Raw genomic sequence first — 17,368 nt, 5'->3', positions numbered from 1 at the left:
CTATGGTCAGCCGACGGCACCTGGGAGATCCTGCTGCAGGACCGTTCTGGCCGAAGCTGCGGCCGCGTTCCGGGCTGCGATCGAGAGCGACGAGTTTCTCCTTGGCCAGGCTCACGTCGTGGTCATGAATTCGGGCAGGGTGAGGGCCGAGTGGGCCGGTCGTCCCTCCGCGGAGGGCGTGGCGCTGAGATTGCGCAGCATGGCGTTGCGCTGCTCCAGGGCCCGGGCGGTGGTTGGGAAGAGTGCGGCGTCGCCCTCGCCGACCTGTTCCTGGTTCAGGGTCACAAACTCACGGGTGTTGTGTTCGTAGGCGGCGAAGCCCGCGGCGTGGTCACGGCCGGCCAGGGAACCGGCGAGCATGTACGCGCCGACGAGTGCGAGGCTGGAGCCCTGTCCGGTGAGGAACGAGGGCGCGTACGCGGCGTCGCCCACCAGCGCGACCCTGCCGCTGGACCAGCGGGGCATGCGGATCTGGCTGACCCCGTCGAAGAACAGGTCATCCGCGTTGCGCATGGCGGCAAGCATGCCCGGGACCTCCCATTCCGCGTCGGCGAAGACCGTGGCGACCAGGTCCCGTTGGGCTTCCGGGTTCCGGAACGCGTGAAACGGTGGTTCCGGGTGGGCGAAGTTCAGGAAGGCGTGCACTTCACCGTTGTCCTCCACGGCGTAGAGTGCCGCGGCTCTGCCCGGGGTGTTCCACATCATGAGCTCGTGGGAGAGCCCGAAGGTGTTGCGCATGGTGAATCCGGCGAAGCAGTAGCCGAGGTATCGGTGGAACTGCGCTTCGGGGCCGAACAGGAGCTCGCGGGTACGTGAGTGCAGGCCGTCCGCACCGAACACCATGTCGAACGTACGCCTGCTGCCCCCGCGGAAGGTGACGTCGACCCCGTGGCCGGACTGGTCGAAGGTGTCGATGGAGTCGTCGAACAAGAACTCCACGTCGTCACGGACCGCCGTGTGGAGAGCATCGGTCAGATCCCCGCGCCGCACCTCGATGTCCCGTCCCGCGACACCGCCGGTCACAGTGTGCGGGTCGACTGAGGCCACCTCGCTGCCGTCCCCTCCGAGGAAGGTCAGCCGCCGCAGGTCGATGTGCGCGTCCTTCAGTCGAGGCAGGATTCCCATCCTTCGGACGACCTCGAGTGCGGTGCCGCGTACGTCGACGGGGTAACCACCGCCACGAAGTACGCCCGCCTTCTCGACCACCGTGACCGCGAATCCGTAGCGGTTCAGCCAGAATGCGAGGGCCGGCCCCGCGATGCTGGCCCCGGATATCAGAACCTTGCGCCTGGGCGTGGTGCGGATGTCTCGCAACGGATCGATGCGGGTCATTCCGTGGCTCCTTTGCTCATGGTGCGGGTGACGAGGAGGGACAGCGCCGTGACGGCGCCGGCTATGACGAAGCCGGTGACGAAGGCCGATTCGGCCGGGGCATCGGACCCGGTAGGGGTACCGGCGGTGAGGATCGCACCACTGACCTGCACACCCACGGCGTAGCCGAGCACGCGAGTCACCAGGACCAGGCTGGTGGCGATGCCGGTGTCACCTTGACCGACGGATGTGGCGGTGCTGGTCACCAACGCCGTGACGCACAGGCCGTTGGCAAGCGCGATCACCATCTTGCCGATGACGAGATGCCAGACCTCGGTGTGCATGACTGCCAGGGCGATCAGGGCGGCGGCCATGATGACGATCCCGGCGGTGACCACGGCATGCGAGCCGAAACGCCGCGCCCCGATCCCACCGATCGGCCCGGCCAGCGACGCGGCCACGGCACCGGGCAGCAGGAAGAAGCCGATCTCGGTGGCGCCGGCCCCGAATCCGTACTCGTCGGCGGACACCGCGAACAGTTGCGGGACGAGATAGACCGCCACCGAGGTACCGACGCAGATCACGAACGTCAGCACGCACGACTTCCACACCGCAGGCTGTGCAAGCATGCGCAGATCGACCATCGGCGAGGCCGCACGACGCTCAACGGCTGTCCATCCGATCACGAAGGCGGCCAGGACCGCGATGAGGGCGCCGAGCACGGGTGGCTGCGAGCGGATGTCGGGCGCCAGCGCGAGCACGAGCATGAGCGTGACCAGCGTCCCGCTCAAGAGAACCAGGCCGGGCCAGTCGATCCCGGCACCGTCCGGCCGGCTCGACGGATCATGCGGCATCAGCCTGTTCACGAGCATGGTGGCCCCGATGACCGCGATCGTCGGCAGCGCGAACATCCAGTGCCGGGACAGCCCTTCGGCCACGGGCCCGGCCGACAGCGTTCCGGCCATCCCGCCCCCGACGAACAGCCCGCTGACCAACCCGATGGCCACCTTCGACTCTCCTGCGGGAAGGTGCTCGCGCACCAGGATGAACGAGAGGGGCAGCGCGCCCACCATCGCACCCTGCAGTACCTGACCGAGCAGCAGCACCGGCAGGTTCGGCGCCAGGGCCGACACCAGACCACCGGCACAGACCACCGCCATCAGCCGGATCAGGACCCGTTTTCCGCCGTAGCGGTCGCCTAACTTGCCCGCGACCGGTGTGACGAGCGCGCCGGTGATGAGGAGCATGATGCTGAGTAACGCCCCTTCGGCGGGACTCATGTCCAGCTCGCTCTGCAGGAGTGGGAGCGTAGGCGTCACCACCGACTCCAAGGCACCGGTGGCGACCGCCAGCATGCCGAGAGCCCCGACAGCGGCCTTCCCGATGCGAGTCGGGGGAGTGAGTGTTGCGGTCATGGAGGTCCTTTCCGTCATTGCCGGGCAAGGGAGGGGTCGGCCGTACCCGCAGCGCTGCCGCTTTGCCGGGCCCGGTGAGGACACGGCGGCCATTCACGCGGGGCGCAGTGTGCAAGGTGCTCTGTGGACAGGTCCGAGGTCGTCCGGCGGGGTGAGCCCGGGGAGGCGGTACCCGCGGTGGCCATGCATGGCTCCCCCGGGCGAAGCGGGTGCAGGAGTGCGGCGCCCGCCGAGCCAGAATTACACTACACCGTGCAGTGTAGGGCAGTTAACATGTGCCCATGCCGACCACGAAGAAGCCGACCACGAAGACACTGCGCGAAGGGTCCAAGCGGAAGCGGGCCGCCATCCTCTCGGCGGCCCGGGAACTGTTCCTCGCCGACGGCTTCGACCGGTCCAGCGTCGACGCGGTCGCCGCCCGCGCCGCGGTGTCCAAGCGGACGGTCTACGACTACTTCGGCGACAAGCAGACGCTGCTGCAAGCAGTCGTCGACGCCGTCGGCGAGTCACTGATCACCACGATCCGGCGCACCCTCGACGACACCCTCACCGGTCTCACAGAGGACGCCGACCTCGAGGACGCCCTGGTCACGTTCTCGATGCGCATCGCGACCGACATGCTCGACTCGGCGGAGTACGCAACGCTGCAACGACTGGTCCGGGCGGAATCCGGCCACCTGCCGCACCAGGGCTACAACTCCATGGCCGACACCCCCGACGAGGCACTTGCCGAGCGGTTCGCCGCCTTCGCCGCAGCCGGGCTGCTCGACGTCCCCGACCCCCGGCTCGCGGCCGACCAGTTCATCGCGCTGACCTTCGGCGTCGCGCTGGACAGGCTCGGTTCCGCGAATGCCGCGGAGGACACCCGCGTCCGGCCCCTCGTCGTCGAGGGGGTGCGGACCTTTCTCCGGGCATACCGAACCACGCAGGGCTGAGGCAGCACGAAAGAACAGTGCGCCGTCAACGCGCCCACAAACTCAGCAAGCAGCGCCGCGCAGACCTCGATGCTCTCGGCATGCGCGGGTAGGGCGGATGGGCGGCACACCGGAGGGGATCATTCACCGGGCGACCAGTTCGCCGAGCGACGGGGTGCTGACATCGGCCGCGGGGCGCGCGAGATGCAGTGCGGTGTGGAAATGGCCTGCCGATTCCCTGCCGTCCGGGTCCTGCCCCTGGGCGGTCACCGCGTCGATGGCGTACTGCTGCTCGGCAGCGCCGGTGAAGCGGCGTTGGACGAAGGTGCGCCCGGCGTACGTCTCGGTGGTCAGACCGTGATCGGCCAGGTACTCGGCGATGGGCGCGTAGGAACCGGTGCGCAGGACGAAGGCGGCGACCCATGGCAGTGTGCGGGCGTTGTCCAGGAGTGGCTGGAACGTGGCCCGGGACAGGAAGCTCGCACCACCCGTGACGGTGATGAGCCGGACACTCCGGGCCGCGTCCAGCAGGTCTCGGGTCGGCGGGGTGGTCTCCAGATTCTCGGCGAACCCGGCATCGAGCAGGCCGACCGCTCGTGCGTAGGCGATGGCGTTGGGCGCGATATCGAGACCGATCACCGGGACGGCATCCCGTCTGCGACGCGCACGGAAGAAAGACCTGTCGTACTCGGCCAGTTCCTCCGCCGTCATCGCCACCGCCCGCGGCGACGTGTAGTGGGCGTACAAGTCGTCCAGGGACAACTCGTGGTTGAGCAGGGCCGCGTTGATACCGTACGAACAACACAGGTCCAGCACCACCTCCCCCGGGGCCCGCAGCCGGAGGGCCGCCAAGCGGCGGAAAATACGCTGGGCGTGATGCGGTGTCCGGTAGCCGAACGCGCCGAGTTCGCGGAAGAAGGCGCGGGGATCGGCCTGGTCGTAGATGTCGTCGAACGGGGTCATTGTGTGCTGCGCGGGCTCTCCCGCGTCGTCTGCCCGAACCTCGGCCATCACCTGCTCCGTTCTGCCGGTCGAACCGCAGTCCGTGGTCGCCACAGCTTCCCGCACACGGCGGGCAGGGGAAACAGGCCGCTGCCGGATCCGGCCATGCCCGGCCGAACAGCGGTTTCGGCTTCAGCGGCCGGCCGTCGCGCTCGGCGACCCTGCGCGCGGTGCCCAGGCTGATGCCGCCCCTGCTCAGCACCGTGGGGGCTGCCGGTGGAGTTGCGGCGGCCCAGTGCGCGCAGCCGGGCGACCAGCTCCAGGCAGGAGAGCGGTCTGGTCATGCAGTCGTCGGCGCCCCGGTCGAGGCCGTCCACCAGATCGGACAGCGAGCCGACGGCGGCGCACCATCACCGGCCTTCCCACCGAGCAGGCCGACGCGGCCGAGATCGCCGCCTGGCCCGCGGACACTGGACCGTGGAGAACACCGTCCACCGGGTCCGCGATGTCATCTTCGGCGAGGAAAAGTCCCAGGTCAGAGCCTGCAAGACACCCGCCGTGCTCGCCGCCGTCCACGACCTGATCCGCAGCGCGCCCAAGCTCGCCGGATATGTCAACACCGCTGCCGAACGCCGAGCCTACAGCGAACGCCACCGCGTGCTCACTCTCTACGACATCACCTGATCGACCGGACATCCGAGGCAAATGCCAGGTCTCTGCGGATGGGTGGGCAACGTGTCGGGGACGTTTCGGAGAACACCAGCGGGACGCGCACGGCGGAACCTCAGGAGTGGATGGAGACGGCACACGTGCCGGAGGTCACAGGAGACGGCCGTCCGCAGTCCTGAAGCGCGGGTCGAGACATTGAGGAAGCCCAATGAAGGATGACTTCCGCATCTATCTGCGGACCGAGCAGCCACGTTACCGCCTGGGTGATCCAGTGCTGGTCACATTCGAGCTGATCAACGTCAGCCAGCGTGATTATCGGTTGCTGGCCTGGAATACCCCGTTCGAAAGTGAGGAGGTCTTCCAGTACTTCCTTGTCCGCCGCGACTCCGACCTCGTCCCTTATGACGGACGATTCGTCAAGCGCGGGGATCCCGAGGGCTCCTCCTACCGGCTCGTCACGGCTGGAGAGACTGTGGCCGTGACGGATGATCTCACCACTGCATACCCGATCACGGCACCAGGGACGTACACCGTCACGCTCGACGCACGCATCCTCGATGCGATGGTGTGGGCCCCGGGGGATCCTCTGGCACGAGCACGCCAAGAGCACCGTGGTTTTGAACTCGACCCGATTTCCGTAACGTTTGAGGTCGTCGGTGATGGAGAGCCCCGCAGCACGGTGGGGGAAAGGGCACGGCGGGAGCTGGGAGGGCCACATGTACCGGGCGGGGGCCTGGCAGAAGCCAAGCTGGCTCCTCTCACACCGGTGCTGGTAGGAGGTGCTCCGGAGCAACAGGCAGCGGTGCGCAAGGCACACGAGAACGCAGGCGTGTTCGCCGAAAGTTCGATGCGCCAGCTGATGTGGGTGGCCGGAGCTGCGAACACGCACTCCACGGAGTGGTTCGGCGCCCACGACGCCGCACGCTACGCAACCGTTCGGCAGCACTACATCGACATCAGCGCTGTGGTCGCGGGCCAGACTGTCACCTACGACCTCACCGGCACAGGCTGTCAACCGGGCTGGTACGCCTACACGTACAAGAACACACGCAAGATCTGGCTCTGCTCCAGTTTCTGGTCAGCCGCCGCGACGGGAACGGACTCCAAGTTCGGCACCGTCGTGCACGAGCTCAGCCATGCCGTCTGCGAGACCGACGATCTGGCGTACGGCGAGGCGGGAGCGCTCAATCTCGCAACGACACAGCCGACGGACGCGATACGCAACGCGGACAACCACGAGTACTTCACAGAGCACCTCGCCGCGAAAGTGATCACAGCGCCCATCCTGTGGAAGGGCGGAAAGGCTTTCATGTTCGTCGCAGGGAACTTCCTCCGGGTCGACATCGCCTTGGGCAAGGTCGACCTCGGGCCGATGTCGATCAACTCCAGATGGAGCGGTGTCTTCCCGGATCGCGTAGATGCCTGCGTGGTGTGGCCGGACGGCGAGAATGCGTACTTCTTCCGAGGCTCCCAGTACGTGCGCTTCGACATAGCGGCGAGCAGGGTCCCCTCCGACTACCCGCTCGAGATCGGCCCATACTGGCCTGGCCTCGGCTCAGACCCCATCGATGCCTGCCTGGTATGGCCGGGTGGCGAGAAGGTGTATTTCTTCCGAGGCTCCCAATACAGCCGGTTCGACATCGACGCGAACCACCCGCTGGGCGGAGAGGTCCCCACCGGGTACCCACGTCCCATCACCGCCGGCTGGGCAGGCATCTGGCCGGCGAACCTCACCGGAGCAGTCACGTGGGTTGACGGCAACGTGTACTTCTTCCGGGGCTCGGAGTACATGACCTACAAGATCGCCGACGATACGGTCGACGGACCCAAGCCGATCAGTGCCAAATGGCAGGGCCTGCCCTGAGCCAAAGGCTCGCCGACACGGCCCCGGCGGTGAACCGAAGCGCAGGCGCAGACACATCCGCGTTCTCGGTTCCGTGGAGAAGAGCTGTCAACAGCATGCGTTCGCCGACTCCATGCCGCCGGCTCTGTCGCGCCACCGCTGCGAGCAGGAAGGCTCCGAACACGCCCTCGCGGCGTTACATCAACGTTCCAGGATCACGAAACCTCACTCGCCGCCTCATCGCACGGCTACGTGGGCATCAAGTCCTGTACCAGCTGCACCATCTGCTGCGATGGCGCGACCCTCAGTTCTTGCTGCAGGAACGCCCGGTAGTCCTGATAGCGCTTGACGGCACTCGCGATGTTGCCTTCAGCTATGTGCACCTCTATCACGATGCGATGAGCTGTCTCCCGGATGGGGTCGACCGCAGTGGCCGCCCGCGCGGCCTGGAGGGCGGGAAGGTAATCGCCTGCAGTCTGAAATTGCTGGGCCAGACTCTCAAGGGTGTACACACGTGTCTGATCCCAGTACTCCCGCTCAAGGATCAACCAGTCCTCGGCCCAGCCAGGCAGCAGTTCTCGGCTCAGGTCACCGATAAGCCGGTCCCAGTCGACAGACAACGCACTATGGCCGGCCATCACCTGACGGGTTGAAGCTCGCACCTCATGGAGATCGACCTGTGTCGACGGCGTCAGCAGAAGGCGCTGTCCGACACTGTCGATCAGGGTAACCGAGCCCACCCGTCGGCCCTGGCACAGGGCCGACCGCAGGTTCGCGGCCGCCCGGTAGGGAGTGCAATCGGGCCACAGCTGCTCAGCCGCTGCTCCCCGGTGCGCGCCCTCGTCGTGCAGCGCGAGGTACGCCAGCAGGCGCTGGGCCCCCAGAGGGACGGAGATCCTGTTACTGGCGTAGGTGAGCTCGAAGGGCCTCAGGAGTTCGAGGCACACACCATTCCACGACACATCCACCACTTTGCAACCGGCGTCTGTCACGCGCACCTGCTGTGCACCCTTGCCGGGTACCTTCGCACCGCTTCTGGCCTGCAAAAACGCGTGAGCGACGAACCAACAACGCCGCAGGGACGCGCTCCGTACGCCGTGGAGAACGTCCTCGGAACGGGCGCGGGGGAATCTCATTCCGAGTCTGCTGCCACGACCGTGCCCAAGAGGCGGAAGGGAGCTCGGATGCGTATCCGGTCGGTCCTGCAGGGCATCCCTCATCAGCAGGAGCTCCTCGGCGACCCCGAGGTGTGCATTGCTGTGCTCGACGGCCCGGTGGACCTCTCCCATCCCTGCTTCGCGGGCGCCGATCTGACACGGCTCGACTCTCTGGTGCAGGACCCGGCCGGCCAGGGACCGATGTCACTGCACGGCACCCATGTCGCAAGCCTGCTCTTCGGTCAACCGGACAGCCCTGTGGCGGGCATCGCACCACACTGCCGCGGACTCATCCTCCCGGTGTTCCGGGACGCCCAGGAATGGCGGGTTCCACAGCTCGACTTGGCGCGAGCCATCGAGCGGGCGGTGCAAGAAGGAGCGCACATCATCAACATCAGCGGCGGCGAACGCACTCCCGACGGTCGCGCCGAGAGCATGCTGGAACGAGCTCTGCGGCTCTGCGACGACAACGGGGTCCTCGTCGTCGCAGCCGTCGGAAACGACGGGTGCGACTGCTTGCAAGCCCCCGCTGCAGCGCCCTCCGTGCTCGCCGTCGGAGCGACAGGCTCCACCGGCGAGCCGCTGGACAGCAACAACTGGGGCGTCGCGTACGGAACGAACGGCGTTCTGGCGCCAGGGCAGGACGTCGAAGGTGCTGCACCCGGCGGCGGGCGAACGGCCCTGACCGGCAGCAGCTTCGCCACGCCAGCCGTCTCCGGAGTGGCTGCCCTGCTGGTCGCGGCTCAGCTCCGGGAGGGACACATTGCAGATGCAATCGCGGCGGGCAAGGCCATCCTCGAGACAGCCACGAGTCCCGCCTGCTCCCCCAGCGACGCCCCCGAGTGCCGCCGACACCTGGCCGGAAATCTCAATCCCGCCGGCGCCTACAGCCTCATAAGGCGAAAGAGCCCCCCAGCAATCGATACCGACCTGTCTCCGATCCCGCCCCGCCCCGCGCATTCAACAGCGCTGCAAGCCGGGGCCGTGACTTCCGGGTCGGGGGTCAACGCCGCTGGCGAACCCTCGTCGCTCCGGATACCCCAGTCCGTACCAAACGAGGGAGCCGCTGCCATGAGTACCCATCACGCAGACACCAGCGAGGCCGCTGACGACGCAGGAAAGAAGACCGGCAACGCTGACGCTGCCCCGGCTCCCCACCCATCCGCGCAGCCAGGCGCGCCGGAGGCGGAGCCCACATCGCCTCAGCCGGAGGTCCACGCCACCGATGCACTCTTGCCCCGCGAAACGACCCACTCCGAACCGAACGAGGGAAGCGACGCCATGGATACACCTTCCGCACCCGTCACCGCATCCGGAGGAAAGACCACAAGTGAGACGTCAGATACTCCGACCGCCGTGACTGCTCCGGAGCCCGCACCCATGGGGCATTCCCAGGGGCGAGGGGTGCGTCCCTCGTCGGATTGCGGGTGCGGAGGGAACTCCTCGACCGGATGTCAATGCGGGGGGAACGGAAACCACTCACGCCGTCAGTTGGTATACGCGATCGGCTCGATCGGGTTCGACTACCAGACCGAGGCGCGGAGAGACTTCTTCCGCCAGAGCATGCCTCCGGTCCCGGGCCCGCCGCAGGACGGCAAGGAGACCGAAGCCCCGGCCAACATCTACGACCCGCGGCAGCTGTACCACTTCCTGGCGAAGAACCCGTGGATGTCCGACAAGCTGACCTGGACACTGATGATGGACAGCACGCCGGTCTACGCACTGGAGGCCGAGATGCCCGTGGGCATGGACTGGCGCGAACCGCTGATCCGCAAGCCCGAATGGACGTCTGAGCAGATCGAGGCGGAGGCAACGTCGGCAGCAGAGGCGCCGGACCGGCTCGCCCAAGTCCTCAACACACTCATGTACCCGCCGGTGTCGCACGTGTACCGGATCCTCCGCGACGCGCTCCTGGGCCAGATCCTCCCTCCGGAAGACTGGAACTATGTCTCGCGCGTGTCGATTCCTGGCGAACTGACCGGCCAGACGACCCGGCTGTACTCCGGTCAGGAAGTTCCCGTGATCAGGGTCAGGGCAACCAACAGCCTGGCTACCTGGAACGAGGCTCGCCTTGTCGATGCGGTGGTCAAGGCCGTCAAGAAATTCTACGCGGAGAAAAAGTCCAAGGCCGGGGTCAGTGAACCCGTTCTCGCGACGACGATCCGTGCGCTCCTCGACAAGATCTACTGGCAGTTCCGCAACCTCGGGCAAAGTTCTGCCGACCGTGCTCTCAATGCCGCAGGAACCAACGCATTCCTCGTCGGCAGTCAGATCGAACAGGGCATCCTGTCCGCCCAGCACGTCCCAGGGTCGACCGGAAACTTCTACACCCTGGACACCATCACCGTCTCCAAGAGCCCGTACTGCCGTCCGGGTTCGGACTGCCAGGACGTGACTCTGCACTTCTTCGACCCCGAGGACGATCGCCGCGCAAGGGTGTCCTACCTGTTCACCTTCGACGTCAGCGACGACCCCGTCTCCCTCGCTCCCGTCCACCAGTTCATCGGCTCCTGAGCATCCAGCGAACAAGGAGGTCAGCCATGAACACGGCAACCAAAGAACCCAGGATCACTCCCCCGGTCCAAGCCCCGCCTGTGTACCGGGACGAATCGACAACGCCGGCGGCTCAACGCACAGAGGACGGCGTAGAAGGTGCTGCCTCGGGCTGCGGCCACCTGACCGGAGCAGCCCGGCAGATGTGCTACCAACAACGCCACGGACTCCAGACGTGACGCGCAACGACCCAGCCATCGGCGTGCAGGCCGCGTCGGTCGCTGCCCATCGTCTGTAGGCGGGACCTCTCTGCAGGCAGCAAGGGCAAGGAGAATCACCATGACGATTGACCAGCCCCTGGAAGACACGACCGGCCCGGCCACGCTCCAGATGCCCCAGCAGGCACCCCCGATCCTCCGCGACGCAGCTGCCATGTCTGCGGGCGCGCTCGGCGTCGCCGCGGGCATCGAGGCCGACTTCGAATTCGACTGGTTCACGTCTCTGGGCCAGGACCTCGACTCGATGCTCCAGGGCTCCCTCGGCCAGCTCATCGGGGCAATTCCCAGCCCCAGTCAGTGGTTCTGAGGTGCTCGATGCGCCGGTGGCGGCACGGCCCGTTCCCGACCAGTGCTTGCCCTCCCCTGCATGCCGCAGGGAATCCAGTGCAAGCGGCACTATTCGACCCCGTCATGCCGGCAAGACTCCCCCACCGGCACGACGGCGAGGCGGAAGGAAAAAGACCATGACCGACCAGCCCCTGGAAGACACGACCGGCCCGGCCACGCTCCGGATGCCCCAGCAGGCACCCCCGATCGACCGAACGGCGGCCATACCTCCAGGCACCGACAGCGAAACCCCCGGCGTCGAGGCCAACATTCTCCCCATGTGGTGGGACAACTTCGGCGGCCAATCCCCCTGGCGACCGGGCGGCCCCTTCATTGTCAGCTAGCACGGCCATGAAGGTGCTCGGTGCGCACTGAGAACGGCCCGCCCATGGCCGACCGTCACCCGGCCGCCCCCGACCACCGCCCCAAGAGTGTGCGGGCGGGGGACCTCCCCGCCCGCATGAAGAAAGGGAAAGGAGCACAAGATGAACGAGCAGATCACGCGAGACGAGGTCCAGCCGACATCTGCCATGCCGCAGATGCCGCAGCAGACCCCTCCGATCGACCGGACGGCAGCCATGCCCGCCGGCGCCGACAGCGACACCCCGGGCATCGAGGCAAACAGCCTGATCAGCGACATCCTCGGCCTCTTCAGCTGAGGCTGTCATGCGTCGGCGACTGCGGCACGCCCCGGTCGCCGACGCCCCCGACGTAGTCGCAATGCATCCGGAAAGGAACCGAACACGGCCTGTCCGACGGCGTCGCTGCCTGCAGCCCCGGCCGAACGGGACCGTTTCCCTCTTCCCTCCGGCCAGCACGTCTACGATGGAAGGAGCACAAGATGAACGAGCAGATCACGCGAGACGAGGTCCAGTCGGCAACTGCCATGCCGCAGATGCCGCAGCAGACCCCTCCGATCGACCGGACGGCAGCCATGCCCGCCGGCGCCGACAGCGACACCCCGGGCGTCGAGGCAAATTTCGTTCCGCTGCTCGCCGGCTTGGCCTCCCTGTTCCTCTGAGGCCACCATGCGCCGACGACAGCGGCCCGCCCCAGTCGCCGGCGCTCCGGCACCGTTGTCGGGAAAGCATGCGGTCGTGTCGAGGTGACGTCAGCCGCCCGCCTCGCCCGTAATGGCTGCCGAAACTCCGGAGGCGACGACGAACTGCGAGGTTCCGCCTCACAGGATGATCAACCCGCGCCTCCACACTGACGATGGAGTAGCCATGCCACTCACCTTGCCAGTCCAGGGAACAGCAATCGAACGCGGCAAGTGGGATTTCTACGAGCCGTACCTGCACGAACTGGGCCTGTACACCAACCCCGAAACCGGTGCTCCCGGCATTCTCCTGGGCGACCCCCCGCCGGCGCACGGCTATGACGGCACTGCCGTTGGGGATCCGGCGCCGTCGGCGTACCGCGATTCCCGTGGCTGGCAATGCCAGTCGATGTCGGGCTGCACATGGATGGGCGTACTCTGACCGGCTGAGGAGCGCGGCGCCGCAACCACTCCCCCACCCGCCCGCCGCGGAAGATGAGGAGCTGGAGGCCCTGCGCTCGTTCCCGGCGATCGGCAAGGACGGGCGGGTTCGTTCCACCTGTCGTTTGCCGGGCTGGGCGATTGATCGTCGGTGAGCGGATCATTGAGTGGTCGCCTGGTCGGTGTTTTCCTGCGGCGCCTTCGGGGTGCTCCTTCGCCTGCTGAGCAGTGTGGAGATCGGGAGGCTTGCCGCCAGTCCGCTGAGGAGTATGGCAGCGAGCGCGCCGAGGACGGCGGGCTGGTCGGCAAAGGCGAGGCCGACGGCGGCCAGAGCCGGGCCGGCGTTGCGTACCGAGGCGACGCCTCCCATGGTGGTGCGGCGTGTCCTCGAGCCAGTGGCCAGCAGTGTTCCCAAGGCGTAGGCGAACACTGCGAGCAGGAAGCCCGCGAGCAGGGCGAGCGAGCCGAAGAGGTCGACGACATCGTGCCAGCTGCCCAGCAGCATGCCTGCCAGCACGATCAGGAACGTGATGTTGGAAATCGCGGCTGCCGTGGGGTGCCACGCCTGTGCGGTGGGCTCGGCGTAGCGGCGCATGAGCAGGCCGATGGCGAACGGGACGAGTTGCAGGAGCGCCACCGTCCGCACCAGCGCGCCGACGTCGAGGGAGACCTCGGTGCCGATGTCCGCAATGCTGAAGACGGCGTTGGCGGTGGGGGCGAAGGTGAGGCTGCCGAGGGAGGCCAGCAGTACCTGCATTGCCGCGCCCGCGACGACGTCACCCTGTTGCACCGCCGCCAGCTTTGCCCCGAAGGGGCCGCCCGGGGACGAGGCGATCAGGACGAGGGCGATGTAGGAAGCCGTGGAAAGGCCGAAGAGCGCGCCGATGCCCCAGCCGAGCAGCGGGATGACGATCATGTTGGCGATCAGCGCCAGCAGTAGGAGTGGTACGTCGGCGAAGACGCCGCGCAGTGCCGGGACGGTGGCTCTCAGGCCGGCGGCGAACATGGTGGTCGCGATGAAAATGACGGTGACCGCGTTGAGCACGAGATGCAGGGTTTCCATGCCGATTGCCCGCCCTGTCAGCCGTGGAGTTCCCCGAGCCAGCGCAGGGCGCTCAGGCTCGGCAGGAAGCAGTACTCGCCTCCTCGGGTGACGACGAACCGGGGCAGCGGCGCGAGGCGACGCCTCACCGGCCGCCGGGGAATGGTGTAGCCGGACAGTCCGTCCGCGGATCCGACGACGGGGTCCTTCGTGTCGCCGGCACCGAGAAAGACGCCGTCGTTCATCCACTCCGACTGGACGAACTCGAACTGCCGACCCAGGTGGGCGCCGATGAACGCGAACATCAGACCGCGGTCCGCTCCGTCGTCCTCCAGTGCTCCGTCGGGCAGCGGCGGCCCGTAGACGGCGCCGCGCCGGATCATGCGATGCAGCCGGACCTCCCCGGCCACCGAGGCGTCGCGTGGGTTGGCGCGGCGGATGTGGCAGCCCCCGGGGGTGATGAATCCCGTTGGATCGTCCTGCTCGTAGAGGAAGGTGTTGCGACGGTGGGGGTCGGTGCCGAGTGCGGGGTCGTCGCGCTGCGGGGCGAGCGCCAGTGGCGCCCCACTGCGCCAACGGCCCATGATCTTTGCCGCGATCAGTTCTTCGTCCTGGCCCCCGGTGGAGTTGTCCCTCAGGTAGCGCCTGAACTCGGCGACGTTCTGATGGAGTTTACGGAAGACCGCGTAGCTGCCGTTACGCCCCAGCACGGCCGGCTGCGGTGTCTGGACACCGCCGATCTCATCCGGGTAGCCGACGACGAACTCCCCGCTCTTCAAGGGCGCTTCCAGTGCGTTGGACCCTGGGATGCCGCTGCCTTCGACAGCGGGGTGGCTGACGCCGTCGAGGTAGCCGAAGTGTTCCTTCTCGGTCGGCAGTGCGTAGCAGTCCTGCCGCCAGATCGCTGTCACGCCGGGAAGGCGGTCGTATGCGGGCCGGGCGCGGTCTATGGCCGCTTCCAAGCGCGGCGGGTCGGGGGCAATCGCCGTGATCACCACATGGACATCGCGCGTGCCGAGCGGTGTTTCCCAGTGCTGCGGACTGCTGGCGCCCTCGTCGCGCAGCGCCCGCGCGCGGGCGGCCATGCCCTGCCGGAACTCCCAGGCGAACGTGTCCAGCGATGAGCGTGGCACTCCCAGCGCCTCCAGGCCCCAGTACGTGACGGCAACACTGACCCAGGTGTCCCCCAAGGGGCTGGAGGTGTCGGCGGCGGAGGTCGCCACCGCGCTTGCCCGCCGCATCAACTCCCGGCCCTGGGAGCGGTCGTCGATGCGGAAGACCAGGTATGTCGCCGCGTACGGGGTGGGGCGCGGACTGAGGACCCCGCGCTGAATGTCGTCGAGTTCCAGCGTGACGTCCGTGGATGCGCTCATGTCGGCCTCCCTGCGGCATCGCTACGAGACGAGGTTGCGCCAGAAATGCCGCAGGCTGTCGTCGGCGCCGAAGAGCGTGCTGAAGATCGTTGAATCGGCCAGCAGCACATCTGCCGCGCGGTCGTCGCCAGGGGGCATCCACAAGAACATGTTGAACTCGGTGTTCCCGTCCTGGATGAACGGGTGGGGCCGGGACGTGTCGATCGGCTGCCGGGCCAGCACATGGATGGCCCTCGGCTCGTCGGTCGTCACCGCGTAGTGCGGCAGGTGCATGTGGAAATTGAAATTCGTAACCCCGTTCAGCCATCCCTTCTCGTCCAGATCCGTAATGGTCGACAGAGGGGCGATCCGGTTGTCCTCACCGGTGGCGGGGCGCAGCCCGTAGCGGTTGATGACCGGCACGCCCAGGCCTTCCATCACATCTCTGACGTAGGTGGCGAACCGTTGCTGGCGAGGCACCAGGGGATCACCGTGGTGGCGGTACTCCACCTCGCGCACGGACAGGTCGTCCGACGCGCCGACGTCGTGATGGGGCCCCAGGACGAGGCGGGCGTCCTCCCGCGAGAGGAAGGACCGCAGGGCCTCGATCTCGCCGGGTTCGGCCTTCTGCCCGGTGATCATGTGGTCCAGTCCGAAGACGAACAGGACATCTGTGTCGTTGAGCACCCGCTCATCGAGGGGGGTGTGGAAACCGGCCTGATCGATGCGCTGGTAGACCGGGACGGGATGCCCGGTGACCTCCTCGACGAAGTCCTGGAACGGCACCCAGGCCCGGAAGAACAGCTCCAGGGATCCCGCGATGCCCTGCTGGAACTGCGAGGGGTCCGACCACTTCGGGTCCTCGTAGGCCGGCCACGCCACCCGCCGGACCTCGGTCATGGTGGAGAACCTGTTGTCCAGCTCAGCTGCGTTCCGGCCTGCCTCGGCGGGGTAGCTCCACGAGACGTAGATGCTGACACGCCGCCCGGCAACAGTGGATTTACGGGGAGTGTGCCGCTGGTTGTAGGTCCGTGCTGTTTCAACCTCGCTCATCGCCCAGCCCTCACTGCATCTGGTCGAGCATCTCCGACAGAGCGCCCTTGATTCGCAAAGCCTTCTTGATCTCGTCCGCCGACACGTACGGATACTCTCCGTACTCGATGAAACTCGGACAGTGGTGCTCACGGACGAATCCGACGAACGCCTCCGGATTGGTCCGCCAGTCCTCGGGGAATCCCTCCAGATGCTCGAACGCCGTGCTCACACCCGCCTTCGAGAACAGCGCGATGGCGTCCTCGGTGTACTTGTCGAAGTCGGTGTCGAAGATCCCCTGATACATGAAGCGCGTGTCGTCGTCGAAGAGAACCCATCGCAGGTAGTGCAGCTTCAATGGTGCGAGAAGGTAGGGGTCCTGTTCGAGAGCTTTGGCCAGCGCGTGGCCGTACTCGCGCATCGCATCGGCATGGCCGGGCTTGACCCGCGCGACGATGGTGAAGCCGTAACACGCAGGGGTCTTGGGGAATACGGGTCCGTACTTCCCCTGTTCGAGATGATCCGTCTCCTTGGGAAGGACTACCGCCTGCGGTTTGATCTCCATGTCCGCTCCTCCCGCCGTCCAGTGGGCCGGAACGGTTCCATCTTCCCGCTCCATCGCTGGGCGCGCCTGCCGAGCCGGGAGCTCCGTGGGCGGTGCGGACGACCGCCAGTCCGGGGGCCGTCTCCCGATGAGGTGACAACGTTGCAATGCCTCCGTATCAGGGTCCGACCCGGGCGGCCACGCACTCATGGGCAACAGGATCTCGGTGCTCACCTCGCGTGTTCGGCCGGACCGGTATCGGTCAGAACGATCATGGTTGCCCGGGCAGTGCCTCTTTCATCTGCTGCCTTGCCGAGTCCCCCGAGCCCGCACCCTGTCGGCCGGTCGGAGTCGGAAACCGGGTGCGGTCCGTCGGTGGGGTGGTGTGTGATCGGGGGCAGGGCGTTTGTGCTGGACGAGCCGGGGGTCGACCGGCCGCGCGAGGCTGTAGGCGTGCTGCGGGAGTGGCAGTACGACGGGGCGCCGATGCAATTGCATCCGGGGGACCTGGGCTGGTTCTGGCGGTCGGGTACGCAGGCGACCGCAGCCGCGCGCCCCGCCGGGGAGCT

16 protein-coding genes and 1 pseudogene are annotated in these 17,368 nt (G+C 67.1%); 9 read left to right on the top strand and 8 right to left on the bottom strand.

Annotated elements, in window-relative coordinates; all coding sequences use genetic code 11:
• Window positions 1–111 precede the first annotated feature (111 nt).
• Both ACWCQ6_RS14310 and ACWCQ6_RS14305 read right to left on the bottom strand, forming a co-directional pair.
• Complete coding sequence (locus ACWCQ6_RS14310) at window positions 112–1,332, bottom strand: FAD-dependent monooxygenase (protein ID WP_451088909.1); 1,221 nt, start codon at window positions 1,330–1,332, stop codon at window positions 112–114.
• Entirely contained in the window at window positions 1,329–2,726 is a 1,398-nt protein-coding gene (locus tag ACWCQ6_RS14305) for an MFS transporter (protein ID WP_451088907.1), read from the bottom strand. Before ACWCQ6_RS14305 ends, ACWCQ6_RS14310 begins: the two co-directional genes overlap by 4 nt.
• A 281-nt stretch (window positions 2,727–3,007) precedes the next feature.
• On the opposite strand from ACWCQ6_RS14305, the gene ACWCQ6_RS14300 reads away from it, so the two are divergent.
• Window positions 3,008–3,661, top strand: a complete 654-nt coding sequence (locus ACWCQ6_RS14300) for a TetR/AcrR family transcriptional regulator (protein WP_451088905.1) — start codon at window positions 3,008–3,010, stop codon at window positions 3,659–3,661.
• Window positions 3,662–3,784: 123 nt separating this feature from the next.
• Here the strand turns inward: ACWCQ6_RS14300 and ACWCQ6_RS14295 are convergent, their stop codons facing one another.
• Window positions 3,785–4,651, bottom strand: a complete 867-nt coding sequence (locus ACWCQ6_RS14295) for a hypothetical protein (protein WP_451088903.1) — start codon at window positions 4,649–4,651, stop codon at window positions 3,785–3,787.
• A 340-nt stretch (window positions 4,652–4,991) separates the two neighbouring features.
• On the opposite strand from ACWCQ6_RS14295, the pseudogene ACWCQ6_RS14290 reads away from it, so the two are divergent.
• Window positions 4,992–5,266: pseudogene (locus tag ACWCQ6_RS14290) on the top strand (ISAs1 family transposase); the annotation flags it as partial.
• A gap of 193 nt (window positions 5,267–5,459) precedes the next feature.
• Window positions 5,460–7,115, top strand: a complete 1,656-nt coding sequence (locus ACWCQ6_RS14285; protein ID WP_451088901.1) for a M35 family metallo-endopeptidase — start codon at window positions 5,460–5,462, stop codon at window positions 7,113–7,115.
• Between the two features lie 227 nt (window positions 7,116–7,342).
• Here the strand turns inward: ACWCQ6_RS14285 and ACWCQ6_RS14280 are convergent, their stop codons facing one another.
• Window positions 7,343–8,092 carry an AfsR/SARP family transcriptional regulator gene (locus ACWCQ6_RS14280; protein WP_451088899.1) on the bottom strand — a complete coding sequence of 250 codons (750 nt, stop codon included), beginning with the start codon at window positions 8,090–8,092 and terminating at the stop codon, window positions 7,343–7,345.
• A gap of 186 nt (window positions 8,093–8,278) precedes the next feature.
• On the opposite strand from ACWCQ6_RS14280, the gene ACWCQ6_RS14275 reads away from it, so the two are divergent.
• The 6 genes from ACWCQ6_RS14275 (at window position 8,279) to ACWCQ6_RS14250 (ending at window position 12,830) form a co-directional block, all read left to right on the top strand.
• On the top strand, window positions 8,279–10,765 hold the full coding sequence (locus ACWCQ6_RS14275) for a cyanobactin maturation protease PatG family protein (protein ID WP_451088897.1): 2,487 nt from the start codon (window positions 8,279–8,281) through the stop codon (window positions 10,763–10,765).
• A 318-nt stretch (window positions 10,766–11,083) separates the two neighbouring features.
• Window positions 11,084–11,329: a hypothetical protein gene (locus tag ACWCQ6_RS14270; protein ID WP_451088895.1), complete on the top strand. Its 246-nt coding sequence runs from the start codon at window positions 11,084–11,086 to the stop codon at window positions 11,327–11,329.
• A 157-nt stretch (window positions 11,330–11,486) separates the two neighbouring features.
• Entirely contained in the window at window positions 11,487–11,693 is a 207-nt protein-coding gene (locus tag ACWCQ6_RS14265) for a hypothetical protein (RefSeq protein ID WP_451088893.1), read from the top strand.
• Window positions 11,694–11,834: 141 nt separating this feature from the next.
• Complete coding sequence (locus ACWCQ6_RS14260) at window positions 11,835–12,008, top strand: hypothetical protein (protein WP_451088891.1); 174 nt, start codon at window positions 11,835–11,837, stop codon at window positions 12,006–12,008.
• Window positions 12,009–12,190: 182 nt separating this feature from the next.
• Window positions 12,191–12,370, top strand: coding sequence for a hypothetical protein (locus tag ACWCQ6_RS14255; protein ID WP_451088889.1), 180 nt, complete (start codon window positions 12,191–12,193; stop codon window positions 12,368–12,370).
• Window positions 12,371–12,575: 205 nt separating this feature from the next.
• Entirely contained in the window at window positions 12,576–12,830 is a 255-nt protein-coding gene (locus ACWCQ6_RS14250) for a hypothetical protein (protein ID WP_451088887.1), read from the top strand.
• A 159-nt stretch (window positions 12,831–12,989) separates the two neighbouring features.
• Here ACWCQ6_RS14250 and ACWCQ6_RS14245 read toward each other — a convergent pair whose 3' ends face one another.
• From ACWCQ6_RS14245 to ACWCQ6_RS14230, 4 genes are read right to left on the bottom strand one after another with little or no spacing between them, the layout of a single operon-like run.
• Window positions 12,990–13,892 (bottom strand): bile acid:sodium symporter family protein, encoded by a 903-nt coding sequence (locus ACWCQ6_RS14245; protein WP_451088885.1) that lies wholly within the window; start codon window positions 13,890–13,892, stop codon window positions 12,990–12,992.
• Window positions 13,893–13,909: 17 nt separating this feature from the next.
• Window positions 13,910–15,244: a Dyp-type peroxidase gene (locus ACWCQ6_RS14240; RefSeq protein ID WP_451088883.1), complete on the bottom strand. Its 1,335-nt coding sequence runs from the start codon at window positions 15,242–15,244 to the stop codon at window positions 13,910–13,912.
• Between the two features lie 21 nt (window positions 15,245–15,265).
• On the bottom strand, window positions 15,266–16,276 hold the full coding sequence (locus ACWCQ6_RS14235) for a hypothetical protein (RefSeq protein ID WP_451088881.1): 1,011 nt from the start codon (window positions 16,274–16,276) through the stop codon (window positions 15,266–15,268).
• Between the two features lie 10 nt (window positions 16,277–16,286).
• Entirely contained in the window at window positions 16,287–16,820 is a 534-nt protein-coding gene (locus ACWCQ6_RS14230) for a hypothetical protein (RefSeq protein WP_451088879.1), read from the bottom strand.
• Between the last annotated feature and the right edge of the window lie 548 nt (window positions 16,821–17,368).

Source organism: Streptomyces sp. NPDC001880 (genome assembly GCF_053594575.1).
This window is presented reverse-complemented; position numbering and strand designations above follow the sequence as displayed.